Source organism: Streptomyces pseudovenezuelae (genome assembly GCF_029892565.1).
Classification (GTDB): Bacteria; Actinomycetota; Actinomycetes; order Streptomycetales; family Streptomycetaceae; genus Streptomyces; species Streptomyces pseudovenezuelae_A.
The window spans coordinates 142,338-166,523 of sequence record NZ_JARXVH010000021.1 but is presented as its reverse complement, the minus strand read 5'-3'; the positions used below and the strand labels follow the sequence as shown (position 1 = coordinate 166,523).

Annotated in this window: 19 protein-coding genes and 1 rRNA gene; 11 read left to right on the top strand and 9 right to left on the bottom strand. The window is 71.1% G+C overall.

Translation table 11 applies throughout. The annotated features are described in order from the left end of the window. Positions 1-87: ribosomal RNA gene (gene rrf / locus M2283_RS43005) — 5S ribosomal RNA — on the top strand; the annotation flags it as partial. Between the two features lie 100 nt (positions 88-187). Here rrf and M2283_RS43000 read toward each other — a convergent pair. The 5 genes from M2283_RS43000 to M2283_RS42980 are packed head-to-tail and all read right to left on the bottom strand — an operon-like array spanning position 188 to position 5,822. After that, the gene (locus M2283_RS43000; protein WP_280882025.1) at positions 188-1,498 is read right to left on the bottom strand and encodes a DUF58 domain-containing protein; all 1,311 of its coding nucleotides are present in this window, start codon (positions 1,496-1,498) and stop codon (positions 188-190) included. Then, entirely contained in the window at positions 1,498-2,487 is a 990-nt protein-coding gene (locus M2283_RS42995; protein ID WP_280882024.1) for an AAA family ATPase, read from the bottom strand. The genes M2283_RS43000 and M2283_RS42995 overlap by 1 nt, the downstream gene beginning before the upstream one ends. Beyond that, on the bottom strand, positions 2,487-3,680 hold the full coding sequence (locus M2283_RS42990; protein WP_280882023.1) for a DUF4350 domain-containing protein: 1,194 nt from the start codon (positions 3,678-3,680) through the stop codon (positions 2,487-2,489). The genes M2283_RS42995 and M2283_RS42990 overlap by 1 nt, the downstream gene beginning before the upstream one ends. Then, positions 3,677-4,456 (bottom strand): DUF4129 domain-containing protein, encoded by a 780-nt coding sequence (locus tag M2283_RS42985; RefSeq protein ID WP_280882022.1) that lies wholly within the window; start codon positions 4,454-4,456, stop codon positions 3,677-3,679. The genes M2283_RS42990 and M2283_RS42985 overlap by 4 nt, the downstream gene beginning before the upstream one ends. Positions 4,457-4,460: 4 nt before the next feature. Continuing rightward, positions 4,461-5,822 (bottom strand): DUF7544 domain-containing protein, encoded by a 1,362-nt coding sequence (locus tag M2283_RS42980; RefSeq protein ID WP_280882021.1) that lies wholly within the window; start codon positions 5,820-5,822, stop codon positions 4,461-4,463. A gap of 140 nt (positions 5,823-5,962) precedes the next feature. On the opposite strand from M2283_RS42980, the gene mtnA reads away from it, so the two are divergent. The 7 genes from mtnA to M2283_RS42945 all read left to right on the top strand — a co-directional run bounded on the left by mtnA (position 5,963) and on the right by M2283_RS42945 (position 14,868). Continuing rightward, positions 5,963-7,105: an S-methyl-5-thioribose-1-phosphate isomerase gene (mtnA, locus tag M2283_RS42975; protein WP_280882020.1), complete on the top strand. Its 1,143-nt coding sequence runs from the start codon at positions 5,963-5,965 to the stop codon at positions 7,103-7,105. 4 nt (positions 7,106-7,109) lie between these two features. Next, on the top strand, positions 7,110-7,799 hold the full coding sequence (gene mtrA / locus M2283_RS42970; protein WP_016438163.1) for a two-component system response regulator MtrA: 690 nt from the start codon (positions 7,110-7,112) through the stop codon (positions 7,797-7,799). A gap of 1 nt (position 7,800) precedes the next feature. Next, on the top strand, positions 7,801-9,888 hold the full coding sequence (gene mtrB / locus M2283_RS42965; RefSeq protein WP_280882019.1) for an MtrAB system histidine kinase MtrB: 2,088 nt from the start codon (positions 7,801-7,803) through the stop codon (positions 9,886-9,888). A gap of 37 nt (positions 9,889-9,925) precedes the next feature. Continuing rightward, positions 9,926-11,722: an LpqB family beta-propeller domain-containing protein gene (locus M2283_RS42960; protein ID WP_280882018.1), complete on the top strand. Its 1,797-nt coding sequence runs from the start codon at positions 9,926-9,928 to the stop codon at positions 11,720-11,722. A 136-nt stretch (positions 11,723-11,858) separates the two neighbouring features. Further along, entirely contained in the window at positions 11,859-12,908 is a 1,050-nt protein-coding gene (locus tag M2283_RS42955; RefSeq protein WP_280882017.1) for a ComF family protein, read from the top strand. Between the two features lie 315 nt (positions 12,909-13,223). Continuing rightward, positions 13,224-13,916, top strand: a complete 693-nt coding sequence (gene hpf, locus M2283_RS42950) for a ribosome hibernation-promoting factor, HPF/YfiA family (RefSeq protein ID WP_280882016.1) — start codon at positions 13,224-13,226, stop codon at positions 13,914-13,916. Between the two features lie 205 nt (positions 13,917-14,121). Beyond that, positions 14,122-14,868 (top strand): response regulator transcription factor, encoded by a 747-nt coding sequence (locus tag M2283_RS42945; protein WP_280882015.1) that lies wholly within the window; start codon positions 14,122-14,124, stop codon positions 14,866-14,868. A 28-nt stretch (positions 14,869-14,896) separates the two neighbouring features. Here M2283_RS42945 and M2283_RS42940 read toward each other — a convergent pair whose 3' ends face one another. Continuing rightward, positions 14,897-16,105: a winged helix-turn-helix domain-containing protein gene (locus M2283_RS42940; RefSeq protein ID WP_280882014.1), complete on the bottom strand. Its 1,209-nt coding sequence runs from the start codon at positions 16,103-16,105 to the stop codon at positions 14,897-14,899. A 154-nt stretch (positions 16,106-16,259) separates the two neighbouring features. Then, entirely contained in the window at positions 16,260-16,829 is a 570-nt protein-coding gene (locus M2283_RS42935; protein ID WP_280882013.1) for a GNAT family N-acetyltransferase, read from the bottom strand. 280 nt (positions 16,830-17,109) lie between these two features. On the opposite strand from M2283_RS42935, the gene secA reads away from it, so the two are divergent. Next, positions 17,110-19,953: a preprotein translocase subunit SecA gene (gene secA / locus M2283_RS42930; RefSeq protein WP_280882012.1), complete on the top strand. Its 2,844-nt coding sequence runs from the start codon at positions 17,110-17,112 to the stop codon at positions 19,951-19,953. Between the two features lie 149 nt (positions 19,954-20,102). Here secA and M2283_RS42925 read toward each other — a convergent pair whose 3' ends face one another. Continuing rightward, entirely contained in the window at positions 20,103-20,972 is an 870-nt protein-coding gene (locus tag M2283_RS42925; RefSeq protein WP_348538964.1) for an Rv3235 family protein, read from the bottom strand. Positions 20,973-21,335: 363 nt separating this feature from the next. Here M2283_RS42925 and M2283_RS42920 point away from each other — a divergent pair, with 363 nt between their 5' ends. Then, positions 21,336-21,851 (top strand): DUF6912 family protein, encoded by a 516-nt coding sequence (locus M2283_RS42920; RefSeq protein WP_280882010.1) that lies wholly within the window; start codon positions 21,336-21,338, stop codon positions 21,849-21,851. Between the two features lie 249 nt (positions 21,852-22,100). Beyond that, positions 22,101-22,766 carry an HAD family hydrolase gene (locus M2283_RS42915; RefSeq protein ID WP_280882009.1) on the top strand — a complete coding sequence of 222 codons (666 nt, stop codon included), beginning with the start codon at positions 22,101-22,103 and terminating at the stop codon, positions 22,764-22,766. Positions 22,767-23,107: 341 nt separating this feature from the next. On the opposite strand, the gene M2283_RS42910 is transcribed toward M2283_RS42915, so the two are convergent. Then, positions 23,108-23,674: a DJ-1/PfpI family protein gene (locus M2283_RS42910; RefSeq protein WP_280882008.1), complete on the bottom strand. Its 567-nt coding sequence runs from the start codon at positions 23,672-23,674 to the stop codon at positions 23,108-23,110. Between the last annotated feature and the right edge of the window lie 512 nt (positions 23,675-24,186).

Here is a 24,186-nt window from a genome sequence, read left to right as displayed (position 1 = left end):
GGTTACATTCCGAACCCGGAAGCTAAGCCTTACAGCGCCGATGGTACTGCAGGGGGGACCCTGTGGGAGAGTAGGACACCGCCGAACAATCTTTAAGAAAGCCCCGTACCGGGATGGTACGGGGCTTTCTGCATTTCTGGACTCTTTGATTCGGATGGCGGGGCTTTAGGGAAAAGCCCCGCAGTTGCTACAGACGTCCCGCCGCCTTGAGAGCCAAATACGCGTCCGCCAATGCCGGCGCCAGTTCGTCCGGCGTTTCATCGACGACCGTAACGCCGTGTCTGCGGAGTTGTTCCGCGGTGCGGTGGCGTTCGCTCTGGGCTTGGGCCGCTGCTGCCGCCTCGTAGACGGCGTCGGTGTTTCCGCGGGCCGTTGCCATGCGGGCGATGTACGGGTCAGCTACTGATGCCACCAGAATCGTGTGGCGCTGGGTGAGTTGGGAGAGGACCGGGAGCAGGCCTTCTTCGACGGGGGCCGTGTCGAGGCTTGTGAGCAGCACGATCAGGGAGCGGCGGGGGGCCGTACGGAGCGCCGTGGCGGTCAGGCCCCTCGCATCCAGTTCGACCAGTTCGGGTTCGATCGTCGCCATCGCGTTGACCAAGGACGGGAGGACGTCTCGGGCCGTGCGGCCCTGGACGAGGGCGCGTACCCGGCGGTCGTACGCGAGGAGGTCCACTCGGTCGCCGGCGCGGGAGGCGAGGGCTGCCAGGAGCAGGGCCGCGTCCATGGAGGCGTCGAGGCGTGGGGCGTCGCCGACGCGGCCGGCGGAGGTGCGGCCGGTGTCGAGGACCAGGAGGATGTGGCGGTCGCGTTCGGGGCGCCAGGTGCGCACGGCGACCGTGGACTGGCGGGCGGTGGCGCGCCAGTCGATGGAGCGGGTGTCGTCACCGGGGACGTACTCGCGCAGGCTGTCGAACTCTGTGCCCTCGCCGCGGGTCAGCAGGCTGGTGCGGCCGTCGAGTTCGCGTAGGCGGGCGAGTTTCGAGGGCAGGTGCTTGCGGCTGGTGAACGGGGGCAGGACGCGGACCGTCCAGGGGACTTTGTGGGTGCCCTGGCGGGAGAAGAGGCCGAGGGGGCCGTCGGAGCGGATGGTCACGCGGTCTGCCTGGCGGTCGCCGCGGCGGGTGGGACGTAGCCGTGTGGTGATGCGTCGGCGTTCGCCGGCGGGGACCGTCAGACGGTGGCGGGAGGCCTCGACCTCGGTGCCGGGCTGCCAGCTGCTGGGGGGCCAGGCGTCACGCACGCGTGCGCGTAGCGGGCGGCCTAAGGGGTTGGTGATCGTGAGGGTCACGTCGGCGGGTTCGCCCAGGCGGGCCGAGGCGTCGCCGGAGCGGGTGAGGCCCAGGCGGCGTACAGGGGTGGCAAGGGCGTAGTCGCAGGCGCAGGCGAGGGCCAGGGGGCCGTTGACCGCGAGGATGCCTGCCCAGCTCGGGTCCAGGATGCCGATGGGGAGGGAGCCAAGGGCCGCGAGGAAGGCGGCGCGTCCGGTGAGTGCCATCAGCGGGGGACGGGGACGTGGGCGAGGATCGCGTTGATGACCGAGTCGGCCGTCACGCCCTCCATCTCGGCTTCCGGTCGGAGTTGTACGCGGTGGCGGAGGGTGGGCAGGGCGAGGGCCTTGACGTCGTCGGGGATGACGTAGTCGCGGCCCGTGAGCCATGCCCACGCGCGTGAGGTGGCCAGGAGGGCCGTGGCACCGCGCGGGGAGACGCCCAGGGTGAGGGACGGGGACTCGCGGGTGGCGCGGCAGATGTCCACCACGTAGGCGGTGATCTCCGGGGAGACCGTCGTCTTCGCGACGGCGGCGCGGGCGGCTTCGAGGTCGGCGGGGCCCGCTACGGGGCGTATGCCGGCGGCGCGCAGGTCGCGCGGGTTGAAGCCCTCGGCGTGACGGGTGAGGACGTCGATCTCGTCCTGGCGGGAGGGGAGAGGGATCGTCAGTTTGAGGAGGAAGCGGTCGAGTTGGGCTTCGGGGAGGGGGTACGTGCCCTCGTACTCGACCGGGTTCTGGGTCGCGGCGACCAGGAAGGGGTCGGGGAGGAGGCGCGGGGTGCCGTCGACGGTGACCTGGCGCTCCTCCATGGCTTCGAGGAGGGACGACTGGGTCTTCGGCGGGGTGCGGTTGATCTCGTCCGCGAGGAGGAGGTTGGTGAAGACGGGGCCGGGCTGGAAGGAGAACTCCGAGCTGCGGGCGTCATAGACGAGGGAGCCCGTGATGTCGCTCGGCATGAGGTCCGGGGTGAACTGGACGCGCTTGGTGTCGAGTTCGAGTGCGGATGCGAGGGCGCGGACGAGCAACGTTTTGGCGACCCCGGGGACTCCTTCTAGTAGAACGTGTCCGCGGCAGAGGAGGGCGACGACGAGGCCGGTCACGGCGGGGTCCTGGCCGACCACGGCTTTGGCGATCTCGGCGCGCAGGGCTTCCAGGGAGGCTCGGGCGGTGCCCGGATCCCCGGTGTTCCCGGCGTTGTCAGTGGTCGGGTCCATCATGGACGGCGTACCTCTCTTTCGAGGGCGTCGAGTTGATCGGCGAGTGCGATGAGGGCCGTGTCGTCGCTGGGCGGCGGCCCGAAGAGGAGCGAGTGCAGGGTCTGGCCGTCGCCGCGGAGGTGGGCGGACAGAGCGGGGAGCAGGGTCTCGGGCGAGTGCGCCTGGGTGACGGGGACGCCTACGAGGGGGGCGAGGCGGGTGCGGGTGGTGGAGCGCAGAGCGGCGGACGCGCGGTCGCGGGCGTTGGCCTTGCGGTAGAGGCGCGCGCGGCCTTCGACGGTTTCGGAGGCGCGTATCGCCACGGGGAGTCTTTCGGGCACGAGGGGGCCGAGTCGGCGTGCCCGCCACAGGGCGGCGAGGAGTGCCGCGACGAAGAGCTGAAGTGTGCCCCAGAGCCAGCCGGAGGGGAGCAGGTCGAGGAAGCTCTCCTCGCCGCCGTCGGTGGCCGAGGTGTCGGAGAGCGAGGGGAGGTACCAGACCAGATGGGGTCGGGAGCCGAGGAGTTGGAGGGCGAGCGAGGCGTTGCCCTGGTCGTCGAGACGGTTGTTGAAGAGGACGTCGGGCGCTCCGAGGACCACGGTGTCGCCGTCCCCGGAGGTGTCCGGGATGCGCAGCAGGGTGGCCAGGCGCTCGCTGGGGTAGCACTCGTCGGCGTCGAGGTGCGTGGTGGTGTAGCGGATGCCGCCCGTGTCGGCGGAGCCCGCGGTGCGTGCGGCGGGCAGTGCGCAGTGGGGGGAGAGCGTCGAGTCGAGGCTGGTGGCGGGGTCGGCGGTGACGCCGGGGGCGAGCCTCTCTACGGAGGCGCTGCCGGAGGCGACAAGGACGGTGCGTCCGCCGGAGCCGGCGGTCGCCGCGTGCAGCCGGGCCTGTTGACGGTCGGTCAGCAGGTCGGGGGCGGCGATCAGGAGCGTGGTGTCCGGAGCGGCTGCGGCGCGTGCCTCGCCCAGGGTGGTGACCACGCGCGTGGAGACGCCGCGGTCGGCGAGGAGTTCGGCGACGGCGCGGCTGCCGTAGGGGTCGACGGAGCGCGGGTCGAGTGTGCCGTGCCGGGCGTCGGAGCGGATCACGGCGATCACGACGGCCGTCACCAGGAGGAGTACGACGGCGAGGGCGATGCCTCGCGCGCGAGTCCATACCTGGCGTGCGGTGGGCGAGGCCGAGGTGGCGGGGAGCGTGGCCTCGGCGGTCATTCGGCGGCTCCCTGGCGGGCGTTGGGGGCCGTGCTGGGGCTGCTGCTCGTGAGCTGGGGCCTGGTGCGCTCGAGGTCGCGGTCGAGTTCGGCGATGCGGTGGTACGACTGCTCGCTCGCCCTGCGTCCGCCGTATGTCACGTCGTCGAAGTCCCGGGCGGCGGCGCGCAGCCGGTCTGTCTGGGAGGGCAGCGTGCGGCCGGCCTCCGCTGCTGCCTCGTCGGCGGTGCGCCCGGGGCGGATGTCGAGGAGCGCCCGTTCCTCCAGCGAGCGGACGATGGCGCGCATGCGTTCCTGGACGGCCTGGTTCCAGTGGCCCTGGGCGGCGTGTGCCTCGGCGGCCGCGCGGTGTTCGGCGGCGCTGCGGGGGCGGTCGTCGAACAGGGCGGCCGCGGAGACGGGTTGGCGGCGCGGTGTGCCCAGGCGCCACCACAGCACGCCCAGTACGGCGAGGACGGCCACGATGACGACGGCGAGGCCGAGCGCCCCGCCCGGCGTCGCGGTCGAGGCCGCGCCGAACAGCTTGTCGACCCATTTCCAGAAGGCGTTCAGGGCGCGCTCGAAGAGGCCGGGGTCGTTCTCGTGGTACATGCGCTTGGACAGTTCGCGCCGGGCCGCCTCCCGCGCGGGATCACGCGGGATCGTCACCGGCGGTTCGTCGCCGGAGCGCAGCGACAGTAGGGATGTGTCGCCGACCCGCAGCAGGGCCCGTACGGTCGATTCGGCGGCCCGCGGCAGTGCCGGCACCGCTGTGAGAACTCCCCCCGCCAGGCTCACCGCATCAGCTCCCCGAGCCGGCTGCGGTGCCGTAGTCCTGGACGCCGGCGGCGCGGGCCAACTCGAGGTCGAGGGCCTCGCGACGGATGCGCTGGTCGATGTAGAGCAGCACGGTGACGCCGGCCGTGATCGGGAAGGTGATCATCGAGCCGATCACGGCGCCGACGCCGCTGATGATGAGGTACGTCCAGCCGACGTCGCCGGCCCCGCTGTTGAGGAATCCGCTGACGCCGTCGCCGCTGAAGGCCGAGGCCACCAGCGTGAAGGGGATGACGACGATCGAGGCGACGATGTTGGCGATGACGGTGGCGAGGAGCTGGATGCCGAAGACCCGCCACCAGGAGCCGCGGACCAGCTTCACGGAGCGGCTCATCGACTTCGTGATGCTCTGCTTCTCCAGCATCAGCGCGGGCGAGGACAGCGAGAAGCGGACCATCAGCCACACGGCGACGACTCCGGCTCCGAGGCCGCCCAGGATGCCGAGGGCGGCGCCCGGGCCGCTCGCTCCGGCGACGGCCACGAGGAGGCCGGGCAGGACGCCCACGATGACGATGCCGAACGCGATGAGCAGGAGCAGGAAGATCAGGCCGAACAGCCTGAGCACCTGCGGGCGCGCGTCGCGCCAGGCCTCGCCGATGGTGACGGACTTGCCGAGTACGGCGCGGCTGGTGACGGTCGTGAGGAGAGCGGTGGCGGTGATCGTGCCGATCAGGGAGACCAGGAAGACGACGCCGCTGCTGATCATGGTGTCGCCCAGGGCGCGGGACAGCTCGTCGAAGCTGGCGCTGGGGTCGTTGAGGGCCTCTGTGCTGACGGTGTCGTTCAGGATCAGGCCCTGGACGAGGATGACGATGATCTCCGTGAAGACCGCGACGGTCAGCGAGATGCCGAGGACCGTGCGCCAGTAGGTGCGCATGGTGGAGACCGCGCCGTCGAGGATCTCGCCCACGCCGAGTGGGCGGAGCGGGATCACGCCGGGCTTGGCCGCGGGTGGCGGGCCTCCCCAGACGCCGCCTCCCCAACCGCCGTAGGGACTGCCTCCGTAGGGGCCCTGGCCGCCGTAGCCGCCGGGAGCGCCCGGGCCTCCGTAGCCGCCGCCGGGGGGCTGTCCGCCCCAGCCGGGGCCGGGTGGTGGGGGCGGCGGGGCCTGGCCGGGGTTCGGGGCGCCGGTGGGCGCGGACCACTGGCCGGCCGGAGGCTGTTCCTTGGACCACTTCATGCCTGGGTTCTGCGGGTCCGTGCCGGGCTGGCCGGAGGGCTCCGCGGGGCCTGGACGGTCGTTGGGTGCGGCCGGGTCGGACGCGCCGGGCTCCTGCCCGTCGGACGGGGCAGATCCGGGCGAGGCCCAGCCCGGAGTGTCGTTCATCGTCGCTCCTTCACGGTGCCCGTCCGCGGTCGCGGTGGCAGGTTGGCAGCCATCGTGCCATGGGGTGGTCACCGGGGTATCGGCCGCGGTATGGGCTGCGCACCTTCAATTGTCGGCCCGGTAAGGGGCAGACTGACCGCATGGCTGATCAGCACGCGCAAAGCGGCGAGGACCACAGGCCCACCGAGATACCGGCGATCCGATGGGAGGAGCCACCCGAAGGCCCCGTACTGGTCCTTCTCGACCAGACGAGGCTGCCGGCCGAGGAGGTCGAACTGGTCTGTACGGACGCGTCCGCGCTGGTGGAGGCCATCCGTTCGCTCGCCGTGCGCGGGGCGCCACTGCTCGGCATCGCGGGAGCGTACGGCGTCGCGCTCGCCGCCGCGCGCGGCTTCGACGTGGACGAGGCCGCGAACGTGCTCGCGGGTGCCCGGCCGACCGCGGTGAACCTCGCCCTCGGTGTGCGCAGGGCCCGGTCCGCGCACCGGGCCGAGTTCGCCAAGAGCGGTGACGGCGAGCTTGCCGCCCGGGCGGCGCTGGATGCGGCCCGGCGGCTGCACCAGGAGGACGCCGAGGCAAGTGCCCGGATGGCCGAGTGCGGGCTGGCGCTGCTGGACGAGCTGCTGCCCGGGGGCGGGCACCGGATCCTCACGCACTGCAACACCGGCGCGCTGGTGTCGGGCGGCGAGGGGACGGCGTTCGCGGTGGCCCTCGCGGCGCATCGGGTGGGGCAGCTGCGACGGCTCTGGGTGGACGAAACGCGTCCGTTGCTGCAAGGTGCTCGCCTGACGGCATATGAGGCGGCTCGCAACGGGATGGCGTACACCTTGCTCACGGACAATGCGGCGGGTTCGCTGTTCGCGGCCGGTGAGGTGGACGCCGTGCTGATCGGGGCGGACCGTATTGCGGCCGACGGTTCGGTGGCGAACAAGGTGGGGAGCTATCCGCTCGCCGTGCTCGCGCGCTACCACCACGTGCCGTTCATCGTGGTGGCACCGATCACCACGGTGGATCCGGACACGCCGGACGGGGCGTCCATCGAGGTGGAACAGCGCCCGGGGTACGAGGTGACCGAGGTCACCGCGCCCCAGGCGCCGGTGACGGGAGCGGGAGGCGGGATTCCGGTGGCACCCCTGGGGACCCAGGCGTACAACCCGGCGTTCGATGTGACGCCACCCGAGCTGGTGACCGCGATCGTCACGGAAGAGGGCGCCGTTTCGCCCGTGACGGCCGAGGCTCTTGCAGAGCTGTGTGCCAGGTCACGCCAGGTAACGATTAGCTAATGGGATGATGTCGTTTATGAAGGGACGAGTCCTTGTCGTCGACGACGACACCGCACTGGCCGAGATGCTCGGCATTGTGTTGCGTGGTGAAGGTTTTGAGCCGTCTTTCGTAGCCGACGGCGACAAGGCGCTGGCCGCTTTCCGGGAGAGCAAGCCCGATCTGGTGCTGCTCGATCTGATGCTGCCGGGCCGGGACGGTATCGAGGTGTGCCGCCTGATCAGGGCGGAGTCCGGGGTGCCGATCGTGATGCTCACGGCGAAGAGCGACACGGTGGACGTCGTCGTGGGCCTGGAGTCGGGCGCGGACGACTACATCGTGAAGCCGTTCAAGCCGAAGGAGCTGGTCGCCCGGATCCGGGCGCGGTTGCGGAGGTCGGAGGAGCCGGCGCCCGAGCAGTTGGCCATAGGAGATCTGGTCATCGATGTGGCCGGTCACTCTGTGAAGCGGGAGGGGCAGTCGATCGCGCTGACGCCGTTGGAGTTCGACCTGCTGGTCGCGCTGGCGCGGAAGCCGTGGCAGGTGTTCACGCGTGAGGTGCTCCTGGAGCAGGTCTGGGGCTACCGGCACGCCGCCGACACCCGTCTGGTGAACGTGCACGTCCAGCGGCTGCGCTCCAAGGTCGAGAAGGACCCCGAGCGGCCGGAGATCGTGGTGACCGTCCGAGGCGTCGGTTACAAGGCAGGGCCGAGCTGACATGTCCGGTGACAGTGCCGCTTCGGCGTCCGGGCGCAACGGGGCCCGCGCGGGGCGGCCTGTCGGCCCGGAGCCGGCGGGCTCCCGCTGGGGGAGCCTGCTGGAGGGCGGGTTGCTGCAGGGCGGCGTTCAGGGCAGCCCTGTGCTCCGCCTGTTCATGCGCTGGCTGCGCCGGCCGCTGCTGCCCGTCATGCGGCTGTGGCGGCGCAACATCCAGCTCAAGGTCGTCGTCACCACGCTGCTGATGTCGCTGGGCGTGGTCCTGCTGCTGGGCTTCGTCGTCATCGGACAGGTGCGCAACGGCCTGCTGGACGCCAAGGTCAAGGCCTCGCAGAGCCAGGCCACCGGCGGCTTCGCGGTGGCCAAGCAGCGCTCCGACGAGGCTGCGGCCGGGACCGGGGACGACGGTGCCGCGGCGACCGCGGACGACCGTTCCTCGCAGAACGTCATCGCCTGGATGAGCGACCTCGTGTCGTCGCTGTCCAGCGGCGGCCAGGGCGCCTTCGACGTGGTCACGCTCCCCGCCGGCGACGACAGCGGCGGCGGGCGCGGGCCGCGTGCCTCCGGTGGCGTCGACCCGACGGTGAGCGTGCCCGAGGACCTGCGCGCGAAGATCAACGACGGCTCCACGGCCGCCCAGAGCTACACCCGCATCGTCTACAAGGACGGCGGCAAGGAGTCCCAGTCGGCCCTGGTCATCGGCAAGCAGGTCAACGACCCGAACGGTGACCCGTACCAGCTCTACTACCTCTTCCCGCTCACCCAGGAGGAGAAGTCGCTGAGCCTGGTCACGGGCACGTTGGCGACCGCCGGGCTCTTCGTCGTCGTACTCCTCGGGGCCATCGCCTGGCTGGTGGTGCGGCAGGTCGTCACGCCGGTGCGGATGGCGGCCGGGATCGCCGAGCGGCTGTCGGCGGGGCGGCTGCAGGAGCGGATGAAGGTCACCGGCGAGGACGACATCGCGCGGCTCGGTGAGGCCTTCAACAAGATGGCGCAGAACCTGCAGTTGAAGATCCAGCAGCTGGAGGACCTGTCGCGGATGCAGCGGCGGTTCGTGTCGGACGTGTCGCACGAGCTGCGGACGCCGCTGACGACCGTACGGATGGCGGCCGATGTCATCCATGACGCGCGCGTGGACTTCGATCCGATGACCGCGCGGTCGGCCGAGCTGCTCGCCGACCAGTTGGACCGGTTCGAGACGCTGCTCGCGGATCTGCTGGAGATCAGCCGCTTCGACGCGGGCGCGGCGGCGCTGGAGGCCGAGCCGATAGACCTCAGGGAGGTCGTCCGGCGGGTCCTCAGCGGGGCCGCGCCGCTCGCCGAGCGCAAGGGGACGCACCTACGCGTGGTCGGCGATCAGCAGCCCGTCGTGGCCGAGGCGGACGCCCGGCGCGTGGAGCGGGTGCTGCGCAATCTCGTCGTCAACGCCGTGGAGCACGGTGAGGGCAAGGACGTCGTCGTCAAGCTGGCTTCTGCGGGCGGGGCGGTCGCGGTCGCGGTGCGCGACTACGGGGTCGGGCTCAAGCCCGGCGAGGCCACGCGCGTGTTCAGCCGCTTCTGGCGGGCCGACCCGGCACGCGCGCGTACCACCGGCGGTACGGGTCTGGGGCTGTCGATCGCCCTGGAGGACGCACGGCTGCACGGCGGCTGGCTGCAGGCGTGGGGCGAGCCGGGCGGTGGCTCGCAGTTCCGGCTGACGCTGCCGCGGACCGCGGACGAGCCGCTGCGGGGCTCGCCGATACCGCTGGAGCCCAAGGACTCGCGGCGCAACCGCGGACTCGACGAAGCAGGGCTGCCGCGCGGAGGCGGGGACAAGGTCGCCACCGTGCCCGCGCAGCCGACCGGGGACCAGATACCGATGACGCCGCGGCTGGCCGGCGTGGCCCCCACGGCCGACCCGACGGCGCTGCCCGGCAACGGCGCGCGCGTGGTGCCCCGGCCCGTCTCGGGCGCACGACGACCGGACGGGACGTCCGCCGCCGACGGCGCGCGGAGCGAGACCGCCGGCCGCCAGGACGCCGGGCCGGGGGACGCGAGCAGACAAGCGGGGGACGCGAACAAGCAAGGGGAGGCATTTCGTGGGCGCTGACCGCGAGGGGGGCGTTCGGCGGGGGGCTGCGCGCGGGATGGCGTACGCCGCCTGTGGCGTCGTACTGCTGGCGGGTTGTGCCTCGATGCCCGACAGCGGCGATCTACGCGGGGTCGAGTCCACACCCCGGCAGGACACACAGGTGCGGGTCTTCGCGATGCCGCCCCAGGACGACGCTCAGCCCTCGGACATCGTGTCGGGCTTTCTGGAGGCGCTGACCAGCGACGACCCGGCGTATTCGACGGCACGCCAGTATCTGACCCGCACGGCGTCGCAGACGTGGCAGCCGGGGCTGTCCACGACGGTCCTGCAGGACGGGCCGGGCACCGAGCCGAGCCGCTCGGACGACGTCAACGACCTGACGTTCACGCTGACGGGCACCAAGGTCGCCACGGTGGACGAGCAGCAGGCGTACGCGGCCGCCAAGGGGACCTATGGCGTACCGGTGCATCTGACGCGGGACAAGAAGACCAAGCAGTGGCGCATCGACAGGCTGCCGCAGGGCGTCGTCATGGGGAAGTCGGACTTCCAGCGCAACTACATGTCCGTCAACAAGTACTACCTCGCGTCGAACACCGCCTCGAACGCGCAGGCGCACACGGCGGCGGTCGCCGACCCCGTGTACGTGCGCCGATACGTGGACCCCACGACGGAGATGGTGCGGTCCCTGCTCAACGGGCCCTCGCGCTGGCTCAACCCGGTGGTCCGCACGAGCTTCCCGACGGGCGCGGGGCTGGAGAAGGGTGTCACCTCGCTCACGCCGGACGACCAGAACATGCTGACCGTGCCGCTGAACGAGAACGCCGCCCGGGTCGGCGAGACGAAGTGCAACGAGATGGCGGCCCAGCTGCTGTTCACCCTGCAGAACCTCACCCCGATCGTGGACAAGGTCGAACTCCGCTCCGGCAGCAAGCGGCTGTGCTCGCTCGGCGACGACCGGGAGGGCGCCGGCGCCGACGCCGTCGCCACGCGCGCGTCGTCGCAGCATCCCTCCTACCTGTACTTCATCGACAGCAAGAAGCGGCTGGCACGGCTGTCGGTCGCGACTCCCACCGCCAAGCCCGACCCGGTGCCGGGCGCGCTGGGAGAGACTGGCAAGGAGCTGCTCTCGGTGGCCGTGTCGCGCGACGAGCAGTCCGCGGCCGGGGTCGCCGACGACGGCAAGGACCTGTACGCCGCCTCGCTGGTGTCGGGCGGATCGCTCGGGGACGCCGTGCTGACCAGCCACGGCCCGACGGCGACGGACCGGCTGACGGCGCCCAGCTGGGACGCGCACGGCGATCTGTGGGTGGCCGACCGCGACCCCGACGACCCCCGGCTGCTGATGCTGGAGCAGGGCAGGGGCGAGCCGATCGTGGTGAAGGCCCCCGGCCTTGACGGGCGTATCCAGGACGTCCGGGTGGCCGCCGACGGAGTGCGGATCGCGCTCGTGGTGACCAAGGGCGATCAGACCTCCCTGCTCATCGGGCGGATCGAGCGGACCGGCGAGACGGGCGGCAAGGACGAGCGGCCGACGGTCTGGGTGCAGGAACTGCGCTCCGCGACACCGGAGTTGGAGGACGTCACCGCCATGTCGTGGGCCGGGGACAGCCGGCTCGTGGTGGTCGGGCGTGAGCAGGGCGGCGTGCAGACCATGCGGTACGTCCAGGTCGACGGCTCCACGCCGGAGGGACCCGCACCCGCGGCTCTGACCGGGGTCAAGGAGCTCACGGCGGCCGAGGACGACGGGCTTCCGCTGGTGGCGTACTCGGAGGACGGGATCGTACGGCTCCAGTCCGGGGGGCAGTGGCAGAAGGTGGTCACGGACGGGATGGCGCCGGTCTATCCGGGGTGACCGGTCCGTCCTGGGTGAGGCGCCGCTAGAGGGTTCTGCCTCGGTCACGGCAGCGGCTGCGTGTCGGGCGGAGTTGTCCACAGGGAGTTGTCCACAGGGGTGGTCGGGCGGCTCGGGCCTTGGCACAGTGGTGGGCATGCGGGGGTGGTGGCAGGATCTCACCGATCTGGTGCTGCCGGCCGAGTGCGGAGGCTGCGGGAGGCCTCGCACGGTGCTCTGCCCGGAGTGCCGTGCCGTCCTGAGCGGGGCCGCGCCGTGCCGGGTGCGACCGGTGCCGGAGCCGCCCGGGCTGCCCGTGGTGCACGCGGCCGCCCGGTACTCCGACGAGGTGCGGGCCATGCTGCTGGCCCACAAGGAGCGCGGCGCACTGGCTCTCACGGCACCGCTGGGCGCGGCTCTGGCGGGGGCTGTGCGGGCGGGGCTGGGGGAGGCCGAGACGTCAGGGGCCGAGATGTCACGGGGTGGGGCGCGATTCGGCGGGGCCGTACCGGAGCGGCGAGCGGGCGCCGGGGTGCAGGCTCAGGGCGACCTGAGCGGTGGCGCTCCCGTGCTGCTCGTCCCCGTTCCGTCCGCCGGTGGGGCGGTGCGGGCGCGCGGGCATGACCCGGCGCGGCGGATCGCGCTCGCGGCGGCCGGTGAGCTGCGGCGGACCGGGACCCGGGCCCGGGTGCTGGCGGTGCTGCGGCAGAAGCGCGCCGTGGCCGACCAGTCCGGGCTGAACTCCCGGCAGCGGCTGGACAATCTCGCGGGCGCGCTGGCGGTGGCTTCCGGCGGCGCGGGGCTGCTGCGCGGCGGGCGGGTCGTGCTCGTCGACGACCTCATGACTACGGGCGCCTCGCTGACGGAGGCGGCGCGGGCGGTGTGGGCCGCGCGAGCCGCGGGGGCGGCCACAGGGGTGAGGGCGGAGGCGGAGGGGCTGGTCTCGCAGGGGCGTGTTCCGGGGCGCGGGACGGAGCCTGGGACGGACCGGCGCGGCGAGCCGTACGGCCGCTCCCACGACTCCCACGGCCGCTGCTCGTACGACTCCCACGGCCACGCCCACGACGATCCGCGGACGCCCGTGTACGCGGCGCTGAGTCGGGAAGACGGTGGGGAACGTACGACTGGATCAAGCGATGCCGTTGACGTGATCTGCGCAGCTGTGGTCGCGGCGTCGCCTGATTCTTTCGAAATAAACCGGAACTGACTGGAAACTTGCATCGTTGCAGGTAATGAGAGGGTCAATTCACCGGAACGGAGGTACGCGGCGGTAGAGGGTGACGACATCCGTCCGGGCGAGATATGTTCGGTTGTGAGGAAAAGGCGCAGGCCATACCTCGCGTACCGGAATGCCGTGCTGCGGGTTTTGCAGAATCACCCGCACCGGTGGGGTGGAGATCTTGCCCGTGGGGGAGGAGGAGGTGGAAGTCACCGAGTCCGAGGTTCCGGTGGTTCACCGGGACCGGGTGCAAAGGGAGATGCTCCGCAGGCGAAGCGGGGCTATCCGGGAACGGAGTTCTGCGTGGACATCGTCGTCAAGGGCCGCAAGACCGAGGTGCCCGAGCGGTTCCGCAAGCACGTGGCCGAGAAGCTGAAGCTGGAGAAGATCCAGAAGCTCGACGGCAAGGTGATCAGCCTCGACGTGGAGGTGTCCAAGGAGCCGAACCCCCGACAGGCCGACCGTTGTGACCGAGTGGAGATCACGCTCCGCTCCCGCGGTCCGGTGATCAGGGCGGAAGCATCGGCCAACGACCCGTACGCGGCACTCGACCTCGCGGCGGAGAAGCTGGATGCCCGGCTGCGCAAGCAGCACGACAAGCGGTTCTCGCGCCGCGGTGCCCGCAGGATCCCGGCGGCCGAGGTCGCCGACCACGTCCCGGGCGCGGCGACGCTGAACGGGAACGGCCACCCCGTCCACGAGGACGAGTCGGACGGCGTTCCCACGAAGAAGATCGGCTCGCTGGAAGTGAAGGGTGACGGCCCCCTCATCGTCCGCGAGAAGACCCACGTAGCCTCCCCGATGACTCTCGACCAGGCCCTCTACGAGATGGAACTGGTCGGCCACGACTTCTATCTGTTCGTCGACTCCGAGACCAAGGAACCGAGTGTCGTCTACCGACGGCACGCCTACGACTACGGCGTCATCCACCTCAGCACGGACCCGATGGTGGCGCAGGCGCAATCTCCCGCGCCGGGGGGCACGCTGGGCGGCTGACCGGCCCCGCGGACCGCTGAGCCTGTGCCCCTGGAGCGCGTGTGCGCCCCCAGGGGCACCGGTGTGCGACCATTTCGCGCCTCGCGCGGTCACCGCGTTGTCATCCAGGCATGGAATCATGGCCACAGCGGCCCAACCGGTGGGCCGTTGCCTTGGGTTGGCGATGGCACAGCACCACAGGCCACAGCCTTCAGGGGGAGGAACGATGGCGGACAGCTTCGGACCGATGCATGACGGGGATGCCGACGGCGGCACCGTCGCCATGGGCCCGGACGTGGGCACACCACGCAAGGAGCCGATCAGGGTCCTGGTCGTGGACGACCACGCCCTCTTCCGTCGTGGCCTGGAGATCGTGCTCGCGGCCGAGGAGGACATCCAGGTCGTGGGCGAGGCCGGGGACGGCGCGGAAGCCGTCGACAAGGCCGCCGACCTGCTGCCGGACATCATTCTGATGGACGTGCGGATGCCCAAGCGCGGCGGTATCGAGGCCTGCACCTCCATCAAGGAGGTGGCCCCCAGCGCGAAGATCATCATGCTGACGATCAGTGACGAGGAAGCCGACCTCTACGACGCGATCAAGGCGGGCGCGACCGGATATCTCCTCAAGGAGATCTCCACCGACGAGGTGGCCACCGCCATTCGCGCGGTGGCCGACGGACAGTCGCAGATCAGTCCGTCCATGGCGTCGAAACTGCTCACCGAGTTCAAGTCGATGATCCAGCGCACCGACGAGCGCCGGCTGGTGCCGGCACCGCGGTTGACCGACCGCGAACTCGAAGTGCTGAAACTCGTCGCCACGGGGATGAACAACCGCGATATCGCCAAGGAGTTGTTCATCTCCGAGAACACCGTGAAGAACCACGTGCGCAACATCCTGGAGAAGCTGCAGCTGCACTCCAGGATGGAGGCCGTGGTCTACGCGATGCGGGAGAAGATCCTCGAGATCCGCTGACCCCGCTCGGCGCATCGCGTGATCCCGGTCAGCGCATCGCGGTGGTCAGCGCGCGAGACACCTCCTTGACGAGGGTGTCGCGCAGCTCAGGGGCGTCCACCCGCTCCACGCGTACGTTCGTGCAGTCCACCCAGCTCGCCGCCTCGACGAGCGCCTCCGCCACCTTCGGGACCGCCTTCGCGCCGTCCAGGGTGACCTGCCTGGCGACCAGGGTCCGGCCTTCGCGGGCCGGGTCCACCCGGCCGACGAGGCGGCCGCCGGCGAGGACCGGCATCGCGAAGTAGCCGTGGACGCGCTTCGGCTTGGGGACGTAGGCCTCCAGGCGGTGGGTGAAGCCGAAGATCCGCTCCGTGCGCGCCCGTTCCCAGATCAGGGAGTCGAAGGGCGACAGCAGCGTGGTGCGGTGGCGGCCGCGCGGGGGTGTCTCCAGGGCCGTGGGGTCGGCCCAGGCGGGCTTGGACCAGCCCTCGACCGTGACCGGCACCAGGCCCGATTCGGCGATCACCGCGTCGACCTGCTCGCCCTTGAGGCGGTGGTAGTCGGCGATGTCCGCGCGCGTGCCGACGCCCAGGGACTGGCCCGCGAGGGCGACCAGGCGGCGCACGCACTCGGCGTCGTCCAGGTCGTCGTGCAGCAACTCGTCCGGGATCGCGCGCTCGGCGAGGTCGTAGACCCGCTTCCAGCCGCGGCGCTCCACGCACACCACCTCGCCGTACATCAGCGCGCGCTCCACGGCGACCTTCGAACCCGACCAGTCCCACCACTCGCTGGTGCGCTTGGCGCCGCCCAACTCCGTGGCCGTGAGGGGGCCTTCGGCGCGGAGTTGCTTGACGACCTGGTCGTAGGTGCCGTCCGGGAGGTCGTGGTTCCAGTGCGGGCGGGCGCGGTAGGCGCGGCGGCGGAAGGCGAAGTGCGGCCACTCCTCGACGGGGAGGATGCACGCGGCGTGCGACCAGTACTCGAAGGCGTGCGGCCGGGCCGGAGCCGTGCCGGGGGCGGTCTTCCAGTAGGCGTCCTCGACCGTCCTGCGGCCCACCGCGCCGAGGCGGGCGTACGGGATGAGCTCGTGGGAGCGGGCCAGGACCGAGATCGTGTCCAACTGGACCGCGCCGAGATGGCGGAGGACGCCCCGGACGCCCGCCCTGCGATCGGGGGTGCCCAGGAAACCCTGGGCGCGCAGTGCGATACGGCGGGCCTCGTCTGCCGAGAGGTCGGTGAAAGGACGCGGGGTCGTCATGGTCCGCACGATAGAGGGCGGCACTGACAATGCGGCGTGAGCTGCGGGTTTGCCGCTGTGCCGGCCCCGACGAAAGCACCGGTCCCAGGCGAAGGCACCTGCCCTGCGAAGGCACCTGCCCTGCGCGGGCACCTGCCCTGCGCGGGCACCTGCCCTACGCGGGCGCCGGCAGATACGGCGCCGTCGACGGCAGTCCCAGGTCCGACGGCAGCAGGGAACCCACCCAGCAGTCCCGTCGTACGCCTTTGTTGTTGATCGAGGAGCGCAGGGTGCCCTCGACGACGAAGCCCGCCCGTTCCGCCACCGCGCGGGAGCCCGTGTTGCCCACCTCCGCGCGCCATTCGACGCGGTCGATCGACATCTTGGTGAAGGCCCAGTGGGAGGCGGCGAGGGCGGCCTCGGTGGTGTAGCCGTGACCGCGGTGCTCCTTGGCGCCCCAGAAACCGACCTCGGCCACCCCCAGGGAGCGCATCGAGAGACTGAGCATGCCCACCAGGTCGCCTTCGGGAAGGAAGGCGCCGAACGTGAACATGGAGGCGTTCGCCCAGCCGTCGGGGACCAGTTGTTCCGTGAAACTCTGCGCGTGCTCGGGCAGATAGGGAGACGGAATCGTGGTCCAGCGCTGGATATCGGGGTCCTGGGCGGCCGCGTACACGGCGTCGGTGTCCTGCGGACCGACCGTGCGCAGGAGCAGGCGGGCCGTCGTGAGCGTCACGGGTTCCATCGGCCGATTCTGCTCGGAACGCCCGCGAGAGCGCCATCTTTTAGCGCTCCGTGAGCGGGTGATCACAATTCGCGCAATTCGTCGGCGGGGCGCGGCACCATCGGCAGGGCCCGGCCGTTGTTCCCTTTGAAGAAGATTTGAAGCAGCGCGCGAAGCAGTGAGAGGTCGTCGTCGCGACAGGCCTCCCGGCTTGGTGGTGTCCTCGCATACGATGGCCGTTGCTCAGTAAGTCCAAGGAAACCGACTCTGCCAGGCCCGACCGGCAAGGAGACCAACCCCCGTGTCCGTCCTCTCGAAGATCATGCGTGCAGGCGAAGGCAAGATCCTGCGCAAGCTGCACCGCATCGCGGACCAGGTCAACTCCATCGAAGAGGACTTCATCGACCTCTCCGACGCCGAGCTGCGGGCCCTCACCGATGAGTACAAGCAGCGGTACGCCGATGGTGAGAGTCTGGACGACCTGCTTCCCGAAGCGTTCGCCACCGTGCGCGAGGCCGCCAAGCGCGTCCTCGGCCAGCGGCACTACGACGTGCAGATGATGGGCGGCGCCGCCCTCCACCTCGGCTACGTGGCCGAGATGAAGACCGGTGAGGGCAAGACCCTGGTCGGCACCTTGCCCGCATATCTGAACGCGTTGTCCGGCAAGGGCGTTCACCTGATCACGGTCAACGACTACCTGGCCGAGCGCGACTCCGAGATGATGGGCCGCGTCCACAAGCTCCTGGGCCTGGAAGTCGGTTGCATCCTCGCCAACATGACGCCGGCCCAGCGCCGCGAGCAGTACGCGTGCGACATCACCTACGGCACGAACAACGAGTTCGGCTTCGACTACCTGCGCGACAACATGGCGTGGGCCCAGGACGAGCTCGTCCAGCGCGGCCACAACTTCGCCATCGTCGACGAGGTCGACTCCATCCTGGTCGACGAGGCCCGTACGCCGCTGATCATCTCCGGCCCGGCCGACCAGGCCACCAAGTGGTACGGCGACTTCGCCAAGCTGGTCACGCGCCTCAAGCGCGGTGAGGCGGGCAACCCCCTCAAGGGCGAGGAGGAGAGCGGCGACTACGACGTCGACGAGAAGAAGCGCACCTGCGCGATCCACGAGACCGGCGTCGCCAAGGTCGAGGACTGGCTGGGCATCGACAACCTCTACGAGTCGGTGAACACCCCGCTGGTGGGCTACCTGAACAACGCCATCAAGGCCAAGGAACTCTTCAAGAAGGACAAGGACTACGTCGTCATCGACGGCGAAGTCATGATCGTCGACGAGCACACCGGTCGTATCCTCGCCGGCCGCCGCTACAACGAGGGCATGCACCAGGCGATCGAGGCGAAGGAAGGGGTGGACATCAAGGACGAGAACCAGACCCTCGCCACGATCACCCTCCAGAACTTCTTCCGCCTCTACAAGCGCCACGACCAGGCGGGCAAGGAGCAGTCCGGCCTGTCCGGCATGACCGGTACGGCGATGACCGAGGCCGCCGAGTTCCACCAGATCTACAAGCTCGGCGTGGTCCCGATCCCGACGAACAGGCCGATGGTCCGCAAGGACATGTCCGACCTGATCTACCGCACCGAGGTCGCCAAGTTCGAGGCGGTCGTCGACGACATCGCGGAGAAGCACGAGAAGGGCCAGCCGATCCTCGTCGGTACGACGTCGGTCGAGAAGTCCGAGTACCTCTCGCAGCAGCTCTCCAAGCGCGGCATCCAGCACGAGGTGCTGAACGCCAAGCAGCACGACCGTGAGGCGCCGATCATCGCCCAGGCCGGCCGCAAGGGCGCCGTGACGGTCGCCACCAACATGGCCGGCCGTGGTACGGACATCAAGCTCGGCGGCAACCCCGACGACCTCGCCGAGGCGGCGCTGCGCCAGCGCGGTCTCGACCCCGAGGAGCACATCGAGGAGTGGGCCCAGGCCCTGCCCGCCGCTCTGAAGAACGCGGAGCAGGCGGTCAAGGCCGAGTTCGAGGAGGTCAAGGACCTCGGCGGGCTCTACGTCCTCGGTACCGAGCGGCACGAGTCGCGGCGTATCGACAACCAGCTGCGCGGCCGCTCCGGCCGTCAGGGCGACCCGGGCGAGTCCCGCTTCTACCTCTCCCTCGGCGACGACCTGATGCGGCTGTTCAAGGCGCAGATGGTCGAGCGCGTGATGTCGATGGCGAACGTCCCCGACGACGTGCCGATCGAGAACAAGATGGTCACGCGCGCGATCGCGTCCGCCCAGTCGCAGGTCGAGCAGCAGAACTTCGAGACCCGCAAGAACGTCCTCAAGTACGACGAGGTCCTCAACCGGCAGCGCGAGGTCATCTACGGCGAGCGCCGCCGCGTCCTGGAGGGCGAGGACCTGCAGGAGCAGGTCGTGCACTTCATGGACGACACGATCGACGCGTACATCGGCGCGGAGACCGCCGAGGGCTTCCCTGAGGACTGGGACCTCGACCGCCTGTGGGGCGCCTTCAAGCAGCTCTACCCGGTGAAGATCACCGTCGAGGAGCTGGAGGAGGCGGCCGGCGACCGCGCCGGGCTGACCGCCGAGTTCATCTCCGAGTCCATCAAGGACGACATCCACGAGCAGTACGAGGGGCGCGAGACGCAGCTCGGCTCCGAGATCATGCGTGAGCTGGAGCGCCGGGTCGTGCTGTCGGTCCTGGACCGCAAGTGGCGCGAGCACCTCTACGAGATGGACTACCTCCAGGAGGGCATCGGCCTGCGCGCGATGGCCCAGAAGGACCCGCTGGTCGAGTACCAGCGCGAGGGCTTCGACATGTTCACCGCCATGATGGAGGGCATCAAGGAGGAGTCCGTCGGCTACCTGTTCAACCTGGAGGTCCAGGTCGAGCAGCAGGTCGAGGAGGTTCCGGTCGAGGACGCCGAGCCGGTCGACATGTCCAAGCAGGACGCGGTGCCGGCGCAGGCGAACGGCCGTCCGGAGATCCGCGCCAAGGGCCTGGACGCCCCGCAGCGCCGGAACCTGCACTTCTCCGCCCCGACCGTGGACGGCGAAGGCGGCACCATCGAGGGCGACTTCGCCGGCGACGACGAGCCGGTGCGCTCCGAGGCCGACGGCCTCACGCGCGCGGAGCGACGCAAGCAGTCGCGAGGCCGCAGCCGCCGCAAGAAGTAGCCACGAGAAGCATGTGACGGCGCCTGGAGCGCCGTAGCGCAGGAAGGGCCGGGCCACCCCAGGGTGCCCGGCCCTTCGGCGTGCGGTGGGGCGTGCACGGCGTCGGGGCCGGGGACGGGGCGCCGGGCAACGGGCCTCTGGGGCGGGGCCTAGTCGTCGTCTGCGGGGTGGGCCGGACGCGGGCCGCCCATCTCCACCGCCGTGCAGCGCCAGCGCAGGTCCGCGCCCTGTTCCAGGCGGAAGGCCATGGCCCGCACCTGGTCGCCGGCGCCGATCCGGGCGAAGGCCTCGATGGCACCGGCGCGCGGGACGAAGTAGCCGATGTCGCGTACGACGGGTCGGGCGCCACGCGTGCGTAGGGGCGTGCGGTCGGCGAGCAGCGCCAGTTCGTCGTAGGCGCGGCCCGCGGTGTGCCGGAGCATCCAGTGCACCGGGCGCTGACCGCTCAGCACCGCCAGGAGCCGGTCGGCGAAGAGGTCGGTGGGGCGGGGCTGCGGAGCGGGCGGCCTGCGGCGGGCCTGGGCGGGGACGGTCGTACGGCTCGGGGGACTCATCATGCCGCCGCTTGCGGTGACCGGGGCGAGGGCGGTGCCGGGTGGGGCGTGGGCGGGGGTGCGCGAGGAGGGCGCGGCGCCGGGGGCGGTATGCGCGGTGAGCCCAGCGGCGGCGGTGGCGGTACGCGCGGCAGGCACCCTCGTGATGTCCCGCGACGGCGTTGCCGGGACCGGAGCCGTGGTGTCCCGGGTCGGCGTGACAGCGCCCGGAGCAGGCGTGCCACGTGGCCGCGTGACGGTCCCCGGGGCGGTCGTGGTGCTCCTGCCCGGCCCCGTCGGTGGGCGGCCGTCCGTGGGCCTTGTGCGCGGGGTGAGGGTGCCCCCGCGGGAGCCCGGCGGGCGGTCGCCGTCCGGAGCAGTGAGGGGCGCGGTACCGCCCGGCGTGCGGGGCGGGGTGCCGCCGGGGCGGCTCGTGTCGCGGCGGGCCGGTGGGCGGGTGGCCGTGCGGTGCTGTGCCCTGGTCATGACCTTGTGCATGGGTGTCCCCGTTCGCTCGGCCCGATTCATACCGGGCAGTAACTTTTGCGTTGGGGATCTTGTACGGCGGCGGAGGCGGCCGGGGCAAGGAAGCGGTGGCCCGGGTCGGGGTGGCCGGAATGTTCACTTATCCGAGTGATCGAGGGGGCGTGAAACCCCGAGATCTCCGGGGTGCACCGGGTTAGTTCCGAGGACTGAGGTGGACGCCCTTCGAGGTGCGGACGGGGACTCGAAAGGGGACTCCAACCGAGTCCCGTACGAGTCCCGCACGTATCCTGAAGACCCTTCGGGAGGCGCGGCTCAGCCCTCCCCGGGACCCCTGCGGAACCCATCGACCGAAAGCGGCCAGCCATGCGCGTCTACGTCCCCCTGACCCTCTCCGGTCTCGCCGAGGCGTACAAGACGGGCGAGTTGGCGACCGGGCCGTTCCTCGCCTACGCCGTCACCCCCGCCTTGCGCGAGTGGTACCTCTCGGACGACATCGAGGAACTGGAGTACGCGGCGCTGAACCGGGCCGCGCTGGCCTCCCTGCGGCAGCTGGCCGCGGACGCGGCGGCGGTACGGCGCCGGGTCGTCGTCGCCGTCGACGTGGCGGACGGTGCCGCGGTCGCCGACCCCGACCGGGGGCTCGACCCGGCGGCGCTGGGTGAGGTGCGGGTCGCCGGGACCGTGGCGCTGGCGAAGGCGGCCGCCGTGCACGTGGACGCGGACGACGCGGAGACGGACTTGGCCGCCGCGGCCGACGCCGTCGGTGCGGCGGACGGTGGGGACGACGACGCGCAGTTCGTGGTGGACGGGGCCGAGGACCACGAGCTGCTGTGGTTCGCGACGCAGGAGATCCCGAACCTGGTCGGGCTCGCGGACTGAGTCGGCGCCTGCGCCTGTGCCTGTGCCTGCGGCGGGTGGTGCGGATGGCTGTGTCGGATGGCTGTGGCGGACGCCTGCCGTGCTCGCGTCGCCCCTCCGGCCCCGCGCCGGCCCGCCTCGCCCGCTTCGTCCTTCCCGCCTTCACCATCCCGCGGGCCCCGCCTTGCCTACCTCGCCCCTCCCACCGCTTCCGTACCCATCTGACCTGCGGTTCTCTTGATTGTCAGTGGCGACGGGTACGTTTTTGGCATGGGGATGCAGACAGGGGCCCACATCGTGTGGGACTGGAACGGGACGCTGTTTCACGACAACGACGCGATCATCGGTGCGACGAACGCGGCCTTCGCCGAGCTGGGCCTGGAGTCGATCACGATGGAGCGGTACCGGGCGCTGTACTGCGTGCCGGTGCCCAAGTTCTACGAGCGGCTGCTCGGGCGGCTGCCGACCGACGCCGAGTGGGAGGTCATGGACGAGACCTTCCACCGGTACTACACCGAGCACCGGGTGGGGTGCGGGCTCACCGACGGTGCGGTGGAGCTGCTCGCCGGGTGGCGGTCGGCGGGGCGCAGCCAGTCGCTGCTCAGCATGTACGGGCACGACGAACTGGTCCCGCTGGTCCGGGGATTCGGTATCGAACCGCACTTCCTCCGTGTCGAAGGACGGATCGGGCCCTCCGGTGGCAGCAAGGCCGAGCACATGGTCCGCCACCTCGGCGCACTGGAGTTGGTGGAGCCCGCGCGCACGGTGGTGATCGGGGACGCCGCCGACGACGCGGTGGCCGCGCTGCACGTCGGTGCGCGAGCCGTGCTCTACACCGGCGGTTCGCACGGCCGGGCGAGCCTGGAAGCGGTGGGCGTACCGGTGGTGGACACGCTGGCGGAAGCGGTCGCGGAGGCGGAGCGAATAGCGGCGTAGCCCTGCGGGGGGCGGAGCGGTGTGAACTCACCGGCGCGATGGGCGGTGTGAGCCTGTCAGGGTGCGGGGCGTGGCGCGACGCAAGCCCGTGGGGGGCCGTGTGCGGCGCGCATCCGTCGGCAGCGCACAGGGGCAGCGACGCGACTGCGTCGGGGTGCGACGCCCGAGAGGACACCGCGCCCCGCCGCCTGGTCGAGCCGGCCTCGCCGGCCGGTTGCGCCGGCGTGCGGACCGGTCACGTCGACCCGCCGAGCACTCACGCCCGGCCGACCCACCCCACCTCGCCGACCGGTCACGCCGACCCGAATCGACCCACCGACCCACCTCGCCCCGCCGACCGCCTAGGTCACCGGTGCCTTCGCGCGCAGCACCGTCAGGAACTCCCGCATCCAGGCCGGGTGGTCCGGCCAGGCGCGGGAGGAGACCAGGGTGCCGTCGACGACTGCCTCGGCGTCCTGGAAGGTGGCTCCGGCGGCCTGCATGTCGGGCTCAAGAGCGGGGTACGCCGTGACCCGGCGGCCGCGGAGGCTGTCGATCGCCGCGGTGAGCAGGGGGCCGTGGCAGATCTGGGCGACCGGTTTGTCCGCGTCGAAGAAGGACTTGAGGATCTTGCGCAGCTCCGGGTCGTTGCGCAGGTACTCGGGGGCGCGGCCGCCGGGGATGACGAGGGCGACGTACTGACCGGGGTCGACGTCGGCGAAGGCCAGGTCGGCCGGCCAGGTGTAGCCGGGCTTCTCGGTGTACGTGTCGAAGCCGGGTTCGAAGTCGTGGACGACGAACCGGAGCTGCTTGCGCGTGGGGGCCGCGATGTGGACCTCGTAGCCCTCTTCGCGGAGCCGCTGGTAGGGGTACAGGACCTCCAGGGACTCCGCCGCGTCGCCGGTGACGATCAGGATTTTGGCTGTCATGTCGGCAACGTGCCCCCGTCGGGCGCGCTTGCCAAGGGGGCGTGCGCCGAACGGAGGAGGGAGGGAGCGCATGGGGACTTTCACGGCGGACTGTCACCACTGTCCGCCCTGTCTGCGCTTGCGCGGGATACGCCCTCGGCGCGTACTTCGCTCCTGTGCAGAACGTCAAAGTTCCACCCCTGGTTTTGTACACATACGGCTCATGACGGGGCCCCCGCAGGGAGCGATAGCCTGGGTGGCGTGATCAGCGCGATAGCTCGCGGGGGCACTGTCGCCCCTGCCCTGCGCCCGGTGAACACGGACCACATCCGTGTCCGGGCGGCGGTCGCTGGTCCGCGCGGGCGGGACGGAGGCGTGAGCGCCGCCGAGGCGCCGCGCACCCCCCTGGAAGAGGCGCCGCCGAGAGCAGCGTCACACCCATCGGGGGCGCCGACATTGGCTGATAACCCCCCGCTCATCTCACCTTGCGGCATAGCGTCGGAGCAGACCGGAGACCCCGGGCCGTGGCGTCG